Consider the following 17,257-nt stretch of genomic DNA (forward strand, 5'->3'; position numbering starts at 1 on the left):
AAATGGTGTCCTGTATCGAGCTACTGAAATATGTCGTATTGGATGTACCTGATGCTCTAATGGTTTCACACCTAGCAATCTAAAATTGGCGCTAAGTGTCTCGGCAGCGGTTGATCCAAGTGCGACAAAAGGGTGCGTAGCAGCATCGGTCGATGAATTTTATCTTTTTCTATCTGATGAGAAATTGCCATCAACCTGTTAAGAAAACACAAAAACCGCTATATTTCAGCGGTTTACATATAAATCATATTTAATCGTTTGCGCTCACATTTTAGCCCTATGTGGACTGACTAGCAATGTTTTCAGCAAGAGATTTGTGTATTTGAAGTCACATTTTGACTGCTAAATAACCAAGCGTCTTTGCGCTAAGTTAAGGCAAACGAATATTATACCCAAGTTACTTACAATCGGTCACTTTCAGGCACACAGGAAGCCCGATAGGCAGGCTCCCTAAAAATAGGCGGCAATTATTCACCAAGAAGGTAGGCGCTGTCTAGTTTACAAAATGCAACTAATAGTTTCGCGACACTTGAGTAAAATCCAAATTCATCGAATTTTTTACATTTGTCTGAAAACTGAGGTAACCAAGACATCAATTGTTGCTGGATAAAGTCGTTTTGTTTAACGAAGGCTTCTTCCATGTGTTTTTCTTGTTCAAGCTCGTTTGAGCGGATAATCATGTTCCCGAGAAAGTCGAGCTCAACGGCTAAGTGATCCGCAGGTTCCTTTAGGTTTTCGTCTACTTGAACGCCAAATTCAGCCATCAACTTTTCCATTTCCTCAGCTGGCTTGTCATTCAGTAAACCTGATTCACCAATGTACATGGATGCGTAAGGAAGAGCGCCGTATTTTTCTGTCTTCAAAAACAGTTCACAAAAGTCAGCTGCAAGCTCTAGTTGTGCATCTTCACGATCTTGTAACCGATTCAATGCATCAACTAGGCTATCAACGGCTGGTTTTAGCGACTCATTTTCACCTAAACCTGCGAGAAAACTGCGAATTTCAACACTGTGATAGGCTTCCAATTCTTTCTCTGTTAGTTCTTTTGCGAACAAGCTCGAAAACCACCAGTAAATTTCAGCGCGTTTTTCATTAAAAGCTTTCACTTCTTGCATTTTGGGCTCCTGAATGATGCTTCAAGTCATGCATCACAAAGTCAATTAGGGATATCCCCTAAGTGTAATCAATTAAAATGAATAGCAGTAACTATAATTGTTATGTTTTATGGTCAAAAATGACCGCTTATTAATAGCAATGGGCAAGCTTGTTTTGAATCAATAAAAACGCTAAATCTTGCGTTTTAATGTATCTATGACTAGAAATGTTACTAGTTATGAATAGAATACGTCTTGGATAATAAGAAGACAGAAAAGTGGTGTAAATGAGCTATCACGTATTAGTCGTAGAAGATGATGTTGTAACTCGTAGTAAGCTTGCGGGATATTTCCAAAATGAGGGCTACCAAGTCAGCGAAGCAGAGAGTGGCGCAGAAATGCGTGAAGTTTTGCAAGCGGGCGATGTAGACCTGATCATGCTGGATATTAACCTGCCTGGTGAAGACGGCCTGATGCTTACTCGTGAGTTACGTAGCCAATCGGATATTGGTATCATATTAGTAACAGGACGCACGGATAGCATTGATAAAATCGTAGGCCTAGAAATGGGTGCTGACGATTATGTGACAAAACCTTTTGAACTGAGAGAGCTGTTAGTTCGCGTTAAAAACTTGCTGTGGCGTATTTCAGCAGCGCGCAGTGGCAGCTCGAAAGCGAATGAAACCAGTGAAGAGCACATTGTGCGCTTTGGGGAGTGGACATTCGACATTCAACGTCGCGCACTTAGCCGCAACGGTGAGCCAGTAAAACTAACTAAAGCAGAGTATGAACTTTTGGTGGCATTATCGTCTTACCCTAACCAGGTGTTAAGTCGTGAGCGTATTTTGAACATGATCAGCCATCGAGTGGATGCGCCGAATGACCGCACCATTGATGTTCTTATTCGACGTATGCGCGCAAAAATGGAGTTCGATCCTAAGAACCCACAGATTTTTGTAACGGTGCACGGCGAAGGCTATATGTTTGCTGGTGACTAGTTTGAACATAACTCAATCGTAAAAAGAAAAGGAGAGCTTCGGCTCTCCTTTTTTGTGGCTTCAAGATAATACTAGTTTGCTTCAACCATTGGTGTTTGGCCGACAGTATCACGCAACCTTTGCCAAATACTGCCCAAGTACTCATGCCAATAAAGCTCTGTTTGTTCTAAGTAACGCGCTTTAGGTGAGTATTTATCCCAAGGTTGACTTATCTCGCTAATAGCTAAGAAGTTGGTCGGGGCTGGGATTGGTTTAATGCCTGCTGCGTTGAACTCATACAATGCACGGCTCATGTGACTCGCAGAAGTGACTAACACAATCTCCTTTTGTTGAACGAATGCAGCCGCTTGACGCGCCTCTTCCCACGTATCTTTCGCATCTTCTAATAAAATGATATCGGATTTCGCGACTCCCAACGCAAGGGCAACGTTCGCCATCATTCGCGCGTGGCTAATTTCAGAACCGCCAGCATAGCCGGATAAGATTAATTTCGCGCCTGGATACATTCTTAAAATACGAATGCCCTCAGTTAAGCGCATTAATGCTGCACGGCTTAACTGCGAGGTGGGTGGAATTTCGTCATCGATAACATGACCATTCCCTAAAACCATCACGTAGTCGATGGTGCCAGAAACTGGCAAAAAGGCTTTATGCTCTCGCTCTAACGGCATAAGAAGCTTGGTTGAAACAGGTTGGAAGGCAACAAGAAAAATGCCAACAAAAGAGAATAGAACAACGAAGCAGCCAGTTTTACGTTTTGTAGTAAAACTAATGAGAGCAAGACCCAACAAGCCTATCAGCAGCAATGCCGGAAGGGGCATAAGCATGGCTGACACTACTTTTTTCAGCTCAAACATACATAAATAGTCCGAAAAAACATCAATTGATAATAAAAATGAGGGTATCCCTCTTTATTCCTGCTTTCCTTGTGCCAGAATAGCGGCACAATCCGTTATGATAACTCAGCAGAAGTGACAGAAGACCGCAATTTCGACGATATCGCCCACAAATTTGCAAAAAATATTTACGGCTCCGATAAAGGGGAGATCCGCCAAATCATTGTGTGGGAAGATTTTCTACAGATTCTAAGTGAATTAGATGCTGACCAGCAACCCCTAGAAGTGTTAGACGCTGGTGGTGGTTTGGCACAAATGTCGCAAAAGCTTGCTAAGCTCGGACATCGAATCGCTTTATGTGATCTATCTTCGGAAATGCTGCAGTTGGCTAAGCAGGATATTGAAAAAAACGGTTTGCTTGAGCAGTATCGCCTGATTCATTCGCCTGTCCAATCCATCGGTGAACATATGGATGTACAGGTCGATCTGGTTATGTTCCACGCTGTGATGGAGTGGCTGGTTGATCCTAAGGCCGCACTTGAAACAGTTCTAGAGCAAGTAAAACCGGGAGGCATCGCATCAGTCATGTTCTACAACCACCACGGTTTAGTCTATAAAAATGTGGTTTGTGGCAACATTCCTCATATTTTAGACGGCATGCCTCACCGGAAAAGATTTAAACTACAGCCACAGAAAGGCCTAAAACCCGAAGAGGTCTATCAATGGATAGAAGATTCTGGTTTTAGTATTTGTGGCAAATCTGGTATTCGTTCCTTCAGTGATTACATAGGCAATATGCAATACATGGGCGATTACGAGTTTGAAGATGTGTTGGCGCTAGAAAAACAACTTTGTCGACAAGAGCCATACCTCTCATTAGGCCGCTACATACACGTGTGGGCTAAGAAGAACGATAAACAGGAATAACAATGAGTGAGATGACTCTCAATGCTGCAGAGCAACCAATCGATGAGCTGGTTGGCTGGGTTAAGCAGCACGATTTCTCGTTGAACCTGACCACAGAGCGATTGGCATTTTTGATAGCCATTGCCGTACTGAGTAATGAAAGGTTCGATGAAGAACTGGGTGAAGGTGAACTGCATGATGCATTTGCCATCGTCACTCGACTATTTGATGAGACCGGCGAAGCCTCCGCTTTTCGTGCGAACAATGCGATCAACGAGATGGTTAAGCAGCGTCTTATGAGCCGTTTTGTCAGTGAGATTACTGACGGAGCGAGCATTTACCGCTTGTCGCCATTAGCGATAGGAATAACCGACTACTACGTGCGTCATCGTGAGTTCTCAAAACTGCGTCTATCTATCCAGCTATCCATGGTAGCGGATGAAATGGCGAAAGCGATTGAGGCAGCACAAAAAGGTGGCACACCGGGTCACTGGAAGAAAAACGTATACGGTGTTTTAAAATATTCTGTAGGCGAAATTTTCGATCAAATTGACCTCAACCAACGTGTTATGGATGAGCAGCAACAGTCAGTGAAACAACAGATTGCTGACCTGCTTAACAAAGACTGGCGTGAAGCGATCAACAACTGTGAAGCACTTCTGTCAGAAACATCAAGCACGTTGCGTGAACTTCAAGATACGCTGCAAGCCGCCAGTGATGAACTGCAAACTCAGATCCTCGATATTCAAGAAATTGTTTACGGTGACCCTGAGCTGGAGTTTATCGAAGAAGCCTTGTTTGGTCTGCAAATGAAGCTGGACCGAATCACAAGCTGGGGCCAGCAAGCTATCGACCTTTGGATTGGTTACGACCGACACGTGCACAAGTTTATCCGTACTGCAATCGATATGGATAAGAATCGTGCGTTTAGCTCGCGTCTGCGTCAATCTGTCAAAGATTACTTCGATGCGCCTTGGTATCTGACTTATGCAGATGCGGAGAGGCTTTCCGACCTTCGTGATGAGGCCCTAGTACTGCGTGATGACGAGGTCACGGGTCAAGTTCCGATGGAAGTAGAATACGAAGAGTTTCAACAAGTCAATGATGAGTTGGCAGAGCGAATTGGTGACATGCTGAAAGCGCATAAAGATCAAGGCACACCAATCGATTTGAGTGTGGTACTGCGAGATTACCTTGCACAGCACCCTTACACTCATCATTTTGATTTAGCTCGCATTATCGTCGATCAAGCTGTACGTCTAGGGTATTCAGAATCGGATTACCAAGCGATTCAACCAGACTGGAAAGCAATCAACGAATTTGGGGCAAAGGTACAAGCGAATGTCATCGACCGATACTAATGAATACATGTCAGAGAATCTGGCAAAAGCAATTTCTAACCCTCTGTTCCCAGCGCTAGACAGCATGCTTCGAGCAGGGCGTCATATCTCAAGTGAAGATCTAGACAACCACGCGTTGTTGTCGGATTTCGAACTTGAGCTTTCTTCTTTCTACCAACGCTACAACACCGAATTGGTGAAAGCGCCAGAAGGTTTCTTCTACCTTCGTCCACGTTCAACGTCTCTGATTGGCCGTAGTGTTCTTTCTGAACTGGATATGCTGGTGGGTAAGGTATTGTGTTTCCTTTACCTAAGCCCGGAGCGTCTTGCGCACGAAGGCATCTTCACTAACCAAGAGCTGTACGACGAACTGCTTGCTCTAGCAGATGAAAACAAGCTGATGAAGCTAGTGACGAACCGTGCGACTGGTTCCGACCTTGATAAAGAAAAGCTGTTTGAAAAAGTACGTACGTCACTTCGTCGTCTACGCCGTCTAGGCATGATCATCAACATCGGTGAAACCGGTAAATTCAGCATCAGTGAAGCGGTATTCCGCTTTGGTGCCGATGTACGTATTGGCGATGACATGCGTGAAGCGCAGCTGCGTCTGATCCGTGATGGTGAAGCAGTAGTGCACACCAAAGAGCCAAGCCAAGGCAGCTTATTGTCTGAAGAAGATCAAGACGACCAAGCCCAAGAAGAAACAACAGAAGAGGGTGAAGCATGAGCATGATTGAACGCGGTAAATACCAATCGCTGACCATGGTCAACTGGAACGGCTTCTTTGCCCGTACGTTTGACATCGATGGTCTGGTCACCACGCTATCAGGTGGTAACGGTGCAGGTAAATCAACCACAATGGCGGCGTTCATCACCGCATTGATTCCTGACCAAACGCTGCTGCACTTCCGTAACACGACAGAAGCAGGCAGCAGCCAATCGTCTCGCGACAAAGGTCTGTACGGTAAGCTACAGCCGGGCGCGTGTTATGCGGCGCTTGACGTGGTTAACTCACGTAACCAACGCCTATTGTTCGCAGTAAAACTGCAGCAAGTTGCAGGTCGTGATAAGAAAGTAGATATCAAACCGTTTGTTATCCAAGGTCTTCCAAGCCATGTGAAACCAACAGATATCTTGGTTGAAAGCGTATCTGCGACTCAAGCTCGTGTACGTCAAATCAATGAAGTAAAAGAATCAATCGCCGAATTTGAAGGCGTTCAATTTAAAGCCTTCTCTTCTATCGTGGATTACCACGCACAAATGTTTGAATTCGGTGTGATTCCGAAGAAACTGCGTAACTCTGGTGACCGTTCTAAATTCTACCGCCTGATCGAAGCATCGCTTTACGGTGGTATCTCAAGTGCGATTACCCGTTCGCTACGTGACTACCTTCTGCCACAAAACGGCGGCGTGAAGAAAGCGTTCCAAGATATGGAATCGGCGCTGCGTGAAAACCGCATGACGCTAGAAGCGATCAAAACTACGCAAGCAGACCGTGACTTGTTCAAACACTTGATCACAGAGTCGACTAACTACGTGGCAGCGGACTATATGCGCCATGCTAACGAGCGTCGTAAAAAACTAGAACAGACATTGTCTTTGCGTTCAGAGTTATTTGGTTCTCGCGAGACCTTGATTGAGCAAAACAATCTGCTTAATCGCGTTCAAGAAGAGCTGGAACTGCTGATCGAATCAGAATCTTCTTTAGAGCAAGACTACCAAGCGGCTTCTGATCACTTGCAACTGGTGCAAAACGCGCTGCGTCAGCAAGAGAAGATCGAACGCTACCAAGAAGATCTTGAAGAGCTGAGCGAGCGTCTTGAAGAACAAATGATGGTAGTGGAAGAAGCGCAAGAACGCGTGATGATGGCTGAAGAGCAAGCTACCGTTGCAGAAGAAGAGGTGGATAGCCTTAAGACGCAACTTGCTGATTACCAGCAAGCTCTTGACGTTCAGCAAACTCGCGCCCTTCAATATCAACAAGCAGTTCAAGCGCTGGAGAAAGCGAAGCAGCTACTTGGCGATGACAGCCTAACGGCGGAATCGGCTCAAGCGCTTGTCTCTGAGCTTAAGAGCAAAGAATCAGAACACACCAATGCGTTGCTATCGGTTAAGCACAAACTGGACATGTCCTCTGCAGCGGCAGAGCAGTTTGAAACCGCGCTTAAACTGGTACAAAGCATCGTTGGTCAAGTTGAGCGCAAAGACGCGTCTGAACATGCGAAAACTGCAATCGCGAAAGCGCGTGAGTCACAACAAATCGCACAAAACGAACAGCAATGGCGAGCACAACACCGTGATCTCGAACGCAGCCTTAACCAGCAGCGTCAAGCACGTGAACTGGTTGCTGAATACAAAAAGCAATATCACGTTGAACTAACCGATGAGGTTACGTTTGAACAAGAACGTGAACGTCATGCGACGCAAATCGAATCACTAGAGATAGCTCAAGAAGAAGTTCGTGATCAGCGTGGTGAACAGCGCCGTCTAGAGCAAAACGCGGTGGCAGAAATCAGTAAGCTTGAAGCAATAGCACCAGCTTGGATCGCGGCGAACGATGCGCTAGAGAAACTGAGAGAGCAGAGCGGTGAAGAGCTTGAGGATCGCCATGCGGTAATGAACCACATGCAAGTTGTCCTTGAACAAGAAAGGGAGCTGTCTTTAGCTAAAGATAAGCTTGCTGAGCGCCGTAGCCAGCTAGACTCTGAGATTGAGCGTCTTGCTTCTCCTGGTGGTTCAAATGACCCTCGCCTGAAAGGTTTGGCAGATACGCTGGGCGGTGTATTGCTGTCTGAGATCTACGATGACATCACGATTGATGACGCGCCTTATTTCAGTGCGATGTACGGTCCGGCTCGTCACGCTATCGTTGTTTCTGACTTGTCAGGCATCGAAGAGAAACTGGTAGAGCTAGACGACTGTCCAGAAGACTTGTACATCATTGAAGGTGACATCGATGCCTTTGATGACAGCTCGTTCGATGCAGAAGAGTTAGAGGGCGCGGTTTGCGTTCGTATGAACGATCGCCAAATGCGTTACTCTCGCTTGCCTGAGATCCCATTGTTTGGCCGTGCGGCACGTGAGCAGCGTCTAGAGTTGCTGCGTAACGAACGAGAAGAAGTGGTAGAGAAACACGCGAAAGCGGCGTTTGACTCTCAGAAAATGCAGCGCTTGTACCAAGCGTTTAACCTATTTGTGTCTAACCACATTCAGGTTGCTTTTGACGCCGATCCAGAACAAGCACTGGCAACTATTCGTGATAAGCGTAACCAAATTGCTCGCGTGTTGGCGGATCTGGATGCGAAAGAGCAACAACAACGTTCTCAGCTTCAAACCAGCAAGCAAGCGTTGTCTTCTCTGGACAAGCTAGCGTCACACATGGTGCTTGTTGAAGATGAGTCATTGCAAGCGCGTTTTGATGAGCTAGAAGAGAAAATCGCTCAGCTTGCAGAGGCGAAGAACTTCTTAAGCAACCATGCAAAAGCCGTCGCGCAATTAGAGAATATTGCGTCTGCGCTTGATGCTGACCCAGAGCAATTCGACGCGCTAGAAGCAGAATACAAAGCGGCAGACGAACAGCTACAAGATCTTAAGAAGCAAATCTTTGCACTCTCAGATCTCGTTGAGCGTCGCCACTACTTCGCTTACTCAGATTCAGTAGACCTACTGAACAAGAGTAGCGAACTGAGCGAGCAGCTAAAAGCAAAACTGGTTCAAGCTGAACAAATGCGTACACGCTCTCGTGAAGAGTTGAAACAGTCGCAAGGCCAAATGAACCAATACAACCAAGTATTGGCGTCATTGAAGAGTTCACACCAAGCGAAACTGGAAACGGTTCAAGAGTTCAAACAAGAACTTCAAGAGTTTGGCGTGAACGCGGACGAAGGTGCTGAAGAACGTGCAATGCGTCGTCGTGATGAATTGCATGAGCGTCTACACACGTCTCGTAGCCGTAAGAGCGAATACGAGCGCACAATCACCTCTACTGAACTAGAGATGAAAGGCTTGGCGAAACGTCTGAAGAAAGTTCAGAAAGAATACGTTGAGCTACGTACCTTTGTGGTTGCAGCGAAAGCTGGCTGGTGCTCTGTACTTCGTCTGGCGCGCGAGAACGATGTTGAACGTCGTCTACACAAGCGTGAACTGGCTTACATGTCAGCGGATGAACTGCGTTCGATGTCGGATAAATCACTGGGTGCGCTGCGTCTAGCGGTTGCGAACAATGACGACCTGCGTGATGCGCTGCGTCTATCAGAAGACAACGCTCGCCCAGAGCGTAAAGTTCTGTTCTATATTGCTGTATACCAACACCTTCGTGAGCGTATTCGTCAGGATATCATCCGTACTGATGACCCAGTTGAAGCAATCGAAGAGATGGAAGTCGAGCTGGCGCGTCTAACGGAAGAGCTAACGCAACGTGAAAACCGTCTAGCGATCAGCTCTGAGTCAGTAGCGAGCATTATCAAGAAGACGATTCAACGTGAGCAAAACCGTATTCGTATGCTGAACCAAGGCCTGTCGAACATCTCGTTTGGTCAGGTGAAGGGCGTACGTCTGAACGTGAAGATCCGCGAAAGTCACGAAGTGCTACTGAACGGCCTAGCGACACAACAAGAGCAGCATAAAGACCTGTTTGAATCGACTCGCTTTACCTTCTCTGAAGCAATGGCGAAACTGTTCCAACGCGTGAACCCACACATCGATATGGGTCAACGTTCTCCTCAGGTTCTGGGTGAAGAGCTACTGGATTACCGTAACTACCTAGAGCTAAGTGTAGAAGTGAACCGTGGTACAGATGGTTGGCTACAGGCTGAGTCTGGCGCGCTATCAACAGGTGAGGCGATCGGTACTGGTCAGTCAATCCTACTGATGGTTGTTCAAAGCTGGGAAGAAGAATCACGCCGCCTGCGCAGTAAAGACATTGTGCCTTGTCGTCTGCTGTTCTTAGATGAAGCAGCGCGTCTGGATGCGAAATCGATCGCGACATTGTTCGAATTGTGTGACCGTCTGGATATGCAGCTTCTTATCGCGGCACCAGAAAACATCAGCCCAGAGAAAGGTACGACCTACAAACTGGTGCGTAAGGTGTTTAAAGACCACGAACACGTACACGTAGTGGGTCTACGCGGTTTTGGTCAAACGGATAAGCCTAAGACCGAAGCACAAGAGATGATTGAAGAGTTTGAATCGTAAACTTCGAATCTAACAAAACGCCCGCAATGAACGCGGGCGTTTTTGTATCTGTTTACGAGGCAGGCTTCGAAATACATAAGATAAGCCGAGACTGTAGGACGGCAGTCTCGGCTTATTAACGGAACTTAATGAGGAAGCGACGTTTATTCCTCTGGAATATCGTCCCTGACTTCGATCATTTCAGCAAGCTCTTCAAGTGCTTGGACAGAAAGCTCAGACAAGCGTTGTAGGTGTTGGTCTAAGCTCTCTTGTTCTTCAAGCTCTGGTTCATCATTATTTGTTTCTTTTATTAGCATTTCCCAACCTCTCAAGTTGAGTAAGGGGAGCTCTCATCATACTCAAAAGGCAAAGTAGAAAAGAAACGATCTATGTTGATTTTGTTAGCTCGATCATTGATTCAACTTATATATGAGAAGGATGTGTTTAATAAGGAGAGCAAGTGCAAGGTTTTTGGATGCGGGAACAAAAACGCCAGTAATCATGACAATTACTGGCGAGTAATAACGAACATTAGGTCGGAGGGTTAGAACAACGGCTTCACACCGAACTGCTCTGCTGCGTAAGCGACGCGTTCAATCGGTTTTGGATACTCAGCAGGTGTGCCAAGGCTCTCTATGTGTTTCAAACGAGGAAGTAAGCCTGCACCATTAGCTATTTGGATTGCCAGACCAGGGCGAGCGTTAAGCTCTAAAACCATAGGTCCTTCATCTTTATCCAGCACCATATCCGTACCCATGTATCCCAAACCTGTCATTTCCCAGGCACTTGACGCAAGCTCCAGCAAGCGCTCCCAATGCGGTACTTGAAGGGTCGAAAGGTCTTTACCTGTATCAGGGTGATGAGTCACTGGATGATCGAACTGCACCGCTCTGACGGCTTTACCTGTCGCGATGTCAATGCCTACTCCTACCGCTCCTTGGTGAAGGTTTGCTTTGCCGTCGGAAGCCGCTGTAGAGCAGCGCATCATCGCCATAACTGGATAACCTTTAAATACGATGATCCGAACATCTGGTACGCCTTCATAACTGAAGCCATCAAAACAGTCATCAAACTTGATTAAGTTTTCAACCACAGCAACGTCATTTTTACCACCAAGAGAGAAAAGGCCAGCAAGCGCATTACTAATGTGACGCTCGACCTCATCCCTACCAATTGTAGAGCCGGAGGGTTTGGTATATACCCCGTTTTTGTGAGACGTAACAACCAGAATGCCTTTACCGCCACTACCTTGTGCAGGTTTGATTACAAAACCAGGCCAGTTCTCAACCATTTTGTGGATAGTCTTAACTTCAGCTTGGTTATGAATGACACCGATCAGGGCAGGAACTGTTGCTCCTGCTGCCTGTGCAATAATTTTGGTCTTTAGCTTGTCATCGACAAGTGGGTATTTAGAACGATCATTGTAACGGCCAATATAGCTGTGGTTACGCTTGTTCATCCCCATAATGCCTTTATGGCGAAGCTTAGACGGCGAAGTAAAACTTTCGAACATCGTTTAGTCCTCCGCTAGTGGTTTGAAGCGTCGTAGCTCAGTGAGGCGGTAACCTGTGTAAGTACCTAGTAATAGAATACCGGCCAGAACAATCAACTGTAGACCAATGAAGTTAAAGGTTAAGTGTTGAATGTATGAGTTCGTCATTGCAAGGTAAACTAATACCGCTGTCAGCAATGAACCACCACCTTGCAGAGCAACTTCCTTCGCACCTTCTTCTTCCCATAGGATTGACATACGTTCAATCGTCCAAGACAAGATGATCATAGGGAAGAAGGTAATTGTTAGGCCTTCTGTTAAGCCCATTTTAAACGCAACAACGGTGAACACCGAGATGATCATAATAACGGTAATAATGACCGCAGATATCCTTGCTACCAGCAATAAGTTCAACCTAGACAAATAGCTTCGAATAATCAGGCCTGTACCTACAATTAGCAAGAAACCGACAATACCCGTTAATAGTTGAGTTTGAACAAAAGCAACGGCAATCAACACAGGCATGAAGGTACCGGATGTTTTCAGGCCGATAATCACACGCAAGAACACAACGATCAGAGCACCAATAGGGATGAGCATGATGGTTTTGAACATCGCTTGCTCTTCCAAAGGTAGGCTATGAATTGAAATATTCAGTAATCCATCTGCTTCTATTTTGTTGTTTGTAGCTTGTTGTGGTGTCATTTCTTGCTTAATCATCGAGAAATGCACTTGGCTATTTTTACCACCAACAAGGTCAAGTAAGGATACGTTTGATTCATCCCACACTAACAAGTTGGGTTTCACTGCTTTTTGTTCGGATTTTGGCGAAAACAGTACCCAATCTTTACCTGACCAAACCTGAACCATTGGCTGAATTGTTTGGCGTCGACGACCATCTTCTAGTTCGATAACACCGACGGTTTTGCTCTGTATACCTGCGGTAAGCAAAATGTTATGCAGTGCATCAGTACGGCTGAAATCGTTCAGTAGTAGCGACGAGTTTTGGCTATCTGGGTCATTAAGCGCTTTGATAAGCTCACGAGTAAACGTCACATTATCGGCTGATCGACTCATCGCACGTTCGATAAGGGCATTTGCCGCTGCTGCTTGTGGTGCTGATAGCGTTGGTGGCGTAATGTCTTCCGTTGGCGGTAACGGAGTGACTTTAGCCTGAGGGTCTACTAAGAACTGGGCTTTGTAGTATATGGTTTGTGGCCCTTGAGCTTGGCGAATTGACCATTCTGCACGACGGCCTGAATCGTCATTGATGTAGGAAACGCCATAACCTGATGAGGAAGCAGATTCACCAATAAGTGTGTAACCACTTTGCGTATGAGGTGCTGCAAGTGACGCTTTTACTTCGTTGCCGTTAGCATTGAACTCAATACGAGCTTCTACATCCCATACCTGGCGAGTTTCGCCTGGCGTCCAAGGCACGCCGTAGTTTTCATGTCTGAAAACACTCAGAGCAATGCCCGCAATCACCAATAAGATGATAGAAAGGTAAAACGGTATTTTTGACGTCATAATCTACCTTATTATTTTTTATCTTCGTCCGTTTGGATATAGGTACGACTTACATCGACAAGTGCTATGTCGCGCATAAATTCTCTACCCAGTAAAATAGGATGGTTCATATGTGAGCGATCTGCCAACGTAAATTGCGCTTTTTCATGAATTTTTCCAACGCGCACCCAAAGTTCTACCACAGCGCGGCGTTCTAACTCTTCACTGGTAACCTGGCGGATTTTGACGTAGCGAATGACAGGAGCTTCGATCCAAGTACTTTTCTCTTCTTCGGATTTACTGGTGTCTGCTAAGTGGAATCGGACCCATTTTTTGCCATTTCTTTCGAACTCTTCAATATCAACGGCATTTAAAGACGACGTCGCGGCACCAGTGTCGATACGTGCATCAAAAGTTTGCTTAATCGACTCTACAGTGACCTTTTCGATAGAGCCAAGGACAATATCGTGAGTTGGGGTTGGTTCCACAGGAGCGGGAGATTGGACAATAATCGGTTCTTTCGGTTTTTTTACTTCTGCCATTGCTTCATCGCGAAATGTAAGAAGTTCAACCTGTAGTTTATCGACTTGTTCTTCAAGGCTGTCGATATAGTCCGATTGGTTGCTGAGCTGTAGCTCTAGGTTGGTAATGCGATTATTGACATTCGCTTCTGAATTTTGAATCGCCGCTAACGTTTCTTGGTGGTACTGTTCGCCTTTGGTTAGTGAGCATCCAGATAGTAAGGCGATGGCAACAATCGGGGTCAATCGTAATAACATTGAAAACCTTGGGATTGGATTAAGTTGTTTATTTTTTAGGAGTTTAGCTTATATCGATAAAGCCTCACAAGTAAGAATGTTTCTCTATTACTTATTGTTTGAGGAATAGTGATGAAAAGCCAAAAATCAAGGACATAAAAGCGCATCCTTATTTAGAGCGTGCTTATATTTTGACGTGAAAAATGGATTCAAAAAACAAACTCGCTCATTACGAGGAAAGAGGGTAATGTCTTAACTCGTAAAATGAGTTAAGACAATGTCAGGAATCTCAGCGAATTATGATTTGCGAGCGACAAGAACCGCGCGGCGAGGGGCAGGGTAGCCTTCTACAGTTTTGCTTGGGTCGTTCGGATCTAAGTAGTCAGGTAGAGAGTTATGCGTCATCCAATCTGTGGTACGTTGTTCATCTACGGATGTGATGTTTTCATCAACGATACGAACATCTTCAAAACCGACCAATTCTAACCACACTTTTAGGGCTTTTGCTGAAGGGAAGAAATAGACATTACGCATTTGCGCGTAACGAGAAGTCGGGACCAGTACTGCATTCTCATCACCTTCAATAACGAGTGTTTCCAATACGAGTTCACCACCAGATACCAATTGATCTTTTAGTTGCACTAAATGATCGAGAGGCGAGCGGCGATGGTAAAGCACGCCCATGCTGAATACCGTATCGAACGCTTCTAACTTAGGTAGCTGTTCAATGCCCAATGGCAATAGGTGTGCACGTTGGTCATCGCCCATTAGTTTACGAATTGCTTCGAACTGAATCAGGAACAGGTGAGATGGATCGATACCGACAGTTAAGCGTGCACCTTCGCCTAGCATGCGCCACATGTGGTAGCCGTTACCACAACCTACATCGAGTACGCTGCGATTCTTTAATGGTGAAATATGCGGAAGCACGCGGTCCCATTTCCAATCACTGCGCCACTCAGTATCAATATGGATGCCGTGTACGTGGTATGGGCCTTTGCGCCAAGGATGGAATGTACGAAGTAAGCTTTCTAGCTTTTTAAGTTCCCCTTGAGGCATCGGCTCATCGTTTGAAATCGTGACAGAATCAACAATGTCGATGTTGTCCGGTCTACCCGCTGGGATTTTGTTCAGGGCTTTCAACCAGCGACCAAAGTCACCGTGCTCTGCATTTTGCCAATCCGTTAGCTGTTGTGGAAGCACATTAAGCCAAGGTTGAAGACGGGTGTCTTGGGCAATCAATTGGTAGAAATTTGCAAAGTTAAACATAGTTAGTTAATCGCTGAGTTGATGGGTATAAATTATTAACAAAAGCCGAAATCGGTATGGTTCAGGCTTTGTATGCATGGTCTATTTAATCGCGAACATGGAGCCGAAGTTAAAGCATTGGAACCAAACATCGTAGCTAGAAAAGCCAATTTTAGCGAAACGCTCTTTATGTTCTTTCTTTGAATCTGGGCGCATTACGTTTTCTATCGCGCTGCGCTTTTGGCTGATTTCTAGTTCGCTATAACCATTCGCACGTTTAAAGTCGTGGTGAAGGTCAATTAACAGTTCGTTCGAAACTTCATCTTCGAAGACGAACTTCTCCGATAGAATCAAAATGCCGCCTGGACGCAGGCCTGCGTAAATTTTCTCGAGCAAGGAGTAACGATCTTCTGGAGAGAGGAATTGCAAAGTGAAGTTCAACACCACCACTGACGCGTTTTCAATTTCGATATTGCGAATGTCTGCTTCTACTACATCCACAGGAGTGTCACTGCGGTAAGCGTTGACGTGAAGTTTACAACGCTCAACCATCGCAGGAGAGTTGTCCACTGCGATGATTTGGCAACCTTCTTGTTTGATATGGCGACGCATAGACAATGTTGCAGCACCCAAAGAACAGCCAAGGTCATAGATGTTTGAGTGAGGTTTTACAAAACGCTCTGCCAGCATACCGATTGCAGAAATGATATTGCTGTAACCCGGTACCGATCGTTGAATCATGTCAGGAAATACTTCCGCTACGCGTTCATCGAACGTGAAATCCCCAATTTTATCGATTGGAGCCGAAAAAATAGTATCTGGATTGCTCTTAGGGTTCATAACTAAGTCTCTGCATACAAGCCGCCTGAAAATGTCAGGCACCAAAAAAGGCGCGTATTTTATGGGAATTTCGCGCCTCTGTCATGTGTTGCGTTAGAACATCTGTAACTGCGAGTTGCCATCGTCAGCTGGGAAAGGTGATAACTCAGGGAGTGTGATACGCTTTTGTATGTCTTTATATAGGTTTGCGGCCAACTCTGGCGCAATTATATTGTCTGCGGTATGGATCATGACATATGGCTGTTTACCTTCGGCAATCCATTGTGGCAACTTGTTGAGCCATGGTTTAAAAAACTCGTAATTTTGCTGTTCTTCTGGATGACCAATAAAGCGAATCAAAGGGTGTGAAGCGGTAGCAATGACGTGAACAGGGACTCGTGGTTTTTTCATTTGTGCATCAATAATCGCCTCATTGTCGGGCTTAGCGGCAAAGACTGGGCGGCTATCCATAATAATGCGGTCAATATTATTCTCTACTAACCATTGGTTAAGTGCTCGCTCTTCTTCGCCTTTGGAGAAAAATGCCATATGGCGAACCTCAACACCGAGAGGGAAGTTAGGTGGAAAGTTCGCACAGAACTTTTTCAGCCGATCAAGGTGCTCAGGACCAAATGCGGCTGGTAATTGAATTGTCCATTGGCCCACACGGTCATGCAAAGGCTCCATGACTTTCATGAAGTCTCTCAGTTGTTCGCTGCAACCTCTTAGCATTTGCTCATGAGTGATGGCTTTAGGAAGTTTGAAAGTAAAGCGAAAATCATCGTGGGTTGCGGCTCTCCAGTTTTGCACTGTATTGAGCGTCGGTGTGGCATAAAATGTCGTGTTGCCTTCCACGGTATGAAACACTTGCGCATACCTTTCTAAACGTTCAGCGGGCTTTGTCCCGCTGCCGTAAAAACTTTGTTGCCATTGATTGTGCGACCACATCGTCAATCCAAGTCGAAGAGGTAAGTTATCCATTATTCTTTACTGCTTGCTACTCGTGTGAATACTTTACGAGAGTTTTGCTGAAATAGGTAATTTCACGCTATAATCCTCCCCAATTTTTTCGCTTTGGTGCGCTT

Annotated in this window: 14 protein-coding genes; 5 read left to right on the forward strand and 9 right to left on the reverse strand. The window is 45.6% G+C overall.

Annotated features, from left to right (window positions below; genetic code table 11):
- Positions 1-467 precede the first annotated feature (467 nt).
- Complete coding sequence (gene torD / locus R7Q48_RS09220; RefSeq protein ID WP_005378369.1) at positions 468-1,115, reverse strand: molecular chaperone TorD; 648 nt, start codon at positions 1,113-1,115, stop codon at positions 468-470.
- 266 nt (positions 1,116-1,381) lie between these two features.
- Here torD and torR point away from each other — a divergent pair, with 266 nt between their 5' ends.
- Positions 1,382-2,092, forward strand: coding sequence for a two-component system response regulator TorR (gene torR, locus R7Q48_RS09225; protein WP_005378370.1), 711 nt, complete (start codon positions 1,382-1,384; stop codon positions 2,090-2,092).
- Between the two features lie 71 nt (positions 2,093-2,163).
- On the opposite strand, the gene elyC is transcribed toward torR, so the two are convergent.
- Positions 2,164-2,949, reverse strand: a complete 786-nt coding sequence (elyC, locus tag R7Q48_RS09230) for an envelope biogenesis factor ElyC (protein ID WP_005387893.1) — start codon at positions 2,947-2,949, stop codon at positions 2,164-2,166.
- A gap of 114 nt (positions 2,950-3,063) precedes the next feature.
- On the opposite strand from elyC, the gene cmoM reads away from it, so the two are divergent.
- The 4 genes from cmoM to mukB are packed head-to-tail and all read left to right on the forward strand — an operon-like array spanning position 3,064 to position 10,367.
- Positions 3,064-3,855 (forward strand): tRNA uridine 5-oxyacetic acid(34) methyltransferase CmoM, encoded by a 792-nt coding sequence (gene cmoM / locus R7Q48_RS09235; RefSeq protein WP_033905340.1) that lies wholly within the window; start codon positions 3,064-3,066, stop codon positions 3,853-3,855.
- A gap of 2 nt (positions 3,856-3,857) precedes the next feature.
- On the forward strand, positions 3,858-5,195 hold the full coding sequence (gene mukF, locus R7Q48_RS09240) for a chromosome partition protein MukF (RefSeq protein WP_213866951.1): 1,338 nt from the start codon (positions 3,858-3,860) through the stop codon (positions 5,193-5,195).
- Positions 5,176-5,901: a chromosome partition protein MukE gene (gene mukE, locus R7Q48_RS09245; RefSeq protein ID WP_005378379.1), complete on the forward strand. Its 726-nt coding sequence runs from the start codon at positions 5,176-5,178 to the stop codon at positions 5,899-5,901. The genes mukF and mukE overlap by 20 nt, the downstream gene beginning before the upstream one ends.
- Positions 5,902-5,903: 2 nt before the next feature.
- Positions 5,904-10,367: a chromosome partition protein MukB gene (mukB, locus tag R7Q48_RS09250; RefSeq protein WP_064369083.1), complete on the forward strand. Its 4,464-nt coding sequence runs from the start codon at positions 5,904-5,906 to the stop codon at positions 10,365-10,367.
- A gap of 143 nt (positions 10,368-10,510) precedes the next feature.
- Here the strand turns inward: mukB and R7Q48_RS09255 are convergent, their stop codons facing one another.
- The 7 genes from R7Q48_RS09255 to R7Q48_RS09285 form a co-directional block, all read right to left on the reverse strand.
- Positions 10,511-10,663 carry a hypothetical protein gene (locus R7Q48_RS09255; RefSeq protein WP_005378381.1) on the reverse strand — a complete coding sequence of 51 codons (153 nt, stop codon included), beginning with the start codon at positions 10,661-10,663 and terminating at the stop codon, positions 10,511-10,513.
- A 227-nt stretch (positions 10,664-10,890) separates the two neighbouring features.
- A complete protein-coding gene (locus tag R7Q48_RS09260) occupies positions 10,891-11,859 on the reverse strand; it encodes an alpha-L-glutamate ligase-like protein (protein WP_005378387.1) in 969 nt (322 codons plus the stop codon).
- Between the two features lie 3 nt (positions 11,860-11,862).
- Positions 11,863-13,368 carry an inactive transglutaminase family protein gene (locus R7Q48_RS09265; RefSeq protein ID WP_005378389.1) on the reverse strand — a complete coding sequence of 502 codons (1,506 nt, stop codon included), beginning with the start codon at positions 13,366-13,368 and terminating at the stop codon, positions 11,863-11,865.
- Between the two features lie 11 nt (positions 13,369-13,379).
- Complete coding sequence (locus R7Q48_RS09270) at positions 13,380-14,126, reverse strand: ATP-dependent zinc protease (protein ID WP_005378391.1); 747 nt, start codon at positions 14,124-14,126, stop codon at positions 13,380-13,382.
- Positions 14,127-14,402: 276 nt separating this feature from the next.
- Entirely contained in the window at positions 14,403-15,374 is a 972-nt protein-coding gene (gene cmoB, locus R7Q48_RS09275) for a tRNA 5-methoxyuridine(34)/uridine 5-oxyacetic acid(34) synthase CmoB (RefSeq protein ID WP_318132262.1), read from the reverse strand.
- A gap of 81 nt (positions 15,375-15,455) precedes the next feature.
- The gene (cmoA, locus tag R7Q48_RS09280) at positions 15,456-16,193 is read right to left on the reverse strand and encodes a carboxy-S-adenosyl-L-methionine synthase CmoA (protein WP_017635063.1); all 738 of its coding nucleotides are present in this window, start codon (positions 16,191-16,193) and stop codon (positions 15,456-15,458) included.
- Between the two features lie 93 nt (positions 16,194-16,286).
- Positions 16,287-17,153, reverse strand: coding sequence for a DUF72 domain-containing protein (locus tag R7Q48_RS09285; protein ID WP_318132263.1), 867 nt, complete (start codon positions 17,151-17,153; stop codon positions 16,287-16,289).
- Positions 17,154-17,257 lie beyond the last annotated feature (104 nt).

The sequence above is a fragment of the Vibrio sp. 378 genome, assembly GCF_033339435.1.

Bases quoted from the DNA above. Each gene is read 5' to 3' on its own strand.
- torD (WP_005378369.1), bottom strand. From the start codon at position 1,115: ATGCAAGAAGTGAAAGCTTTTAATGAAAAACGCGCTGAAATTTACTGG.
- torR (WP_005378370.1), top strand. From the start codon at position 1,382: ATGAGCTATCACGTATTAGTCGTAGAAGATGATGTTGTAACTCGTAGT.
- elyC (WP_005387893.1), bottom strand. From the start codon at position 2,949: ATGTTTGAGCTGAAAAAAGTAGTGTCAGCCATGCTTATGCCCCTTCCG.
- mukF (WP_213866951.1), top strand. From the start codon at position 3,858: ATGAGTGAGATGACTCTCAATGCTGCAGAGCAACCAATCGATGAGCTG.
- mukE (WP_005378379.1), top strand. From the start codon at position 5,176: ATGTCATCGACCGATACTAATGAATACATGTCAGAGAATCTGGCAAAA.
- mukB (WP_064369083.1), top strand. From the start codon at position 5,904: ATGATTGAACGCGGTAAATACCAATCGCTGACCATGGTCAACTGGAAC.
- R7Q48_RS09255 (WP_005378381.1), bottom strand. From the start codon at position 10,663: ATGCTAATAAAAGAAACAAATAATGATGAACCAGAGCTTGAAGAACAA.
- R7Q48_RS09260 (WP_005378387.1), bottom strand. From the start codon at position 11,859: ATGTTCGAAAGTTTTACTTCGCCGTCTAAGCTTCGCCATAAAGGCATT.
- R7Q48_RS09265 (WP_005378389.1), bottom strand. From the start codon at position 13,368: ATGACGTCAAAAATACCGTTTTACCTTTCTATCATCTTATTGGTGATT.
- R7Q48_RS09270 (WP_005378391.1), bottom strand. From the start codon at position 14,126: ATGTTATTACGATTGACCCCGATTGTTGCCATCGCCTTACTATCTGGA.
- cmoB (WP_318132262.1), bottom strand. From the start codon at position 15,374: ATGTTTAACTTTGCAAATTTCTACCAATTGATTGCCCAAGACACCCGT.
- cmoA (WP_017635063.1), bottom strand. From the start codon at position 16,193: ATGAACCCTAAGAGCAATCCAGATACTATTTTTTCGGCTCCAATCGAT.
- R7Q48_RS09285 (WP_318132263.1), bottom strand. From the start codon at position 17,153: ATGGATAACTTACCTCTTCGACTTGGATTGACGATGTGGTCGCACAAT.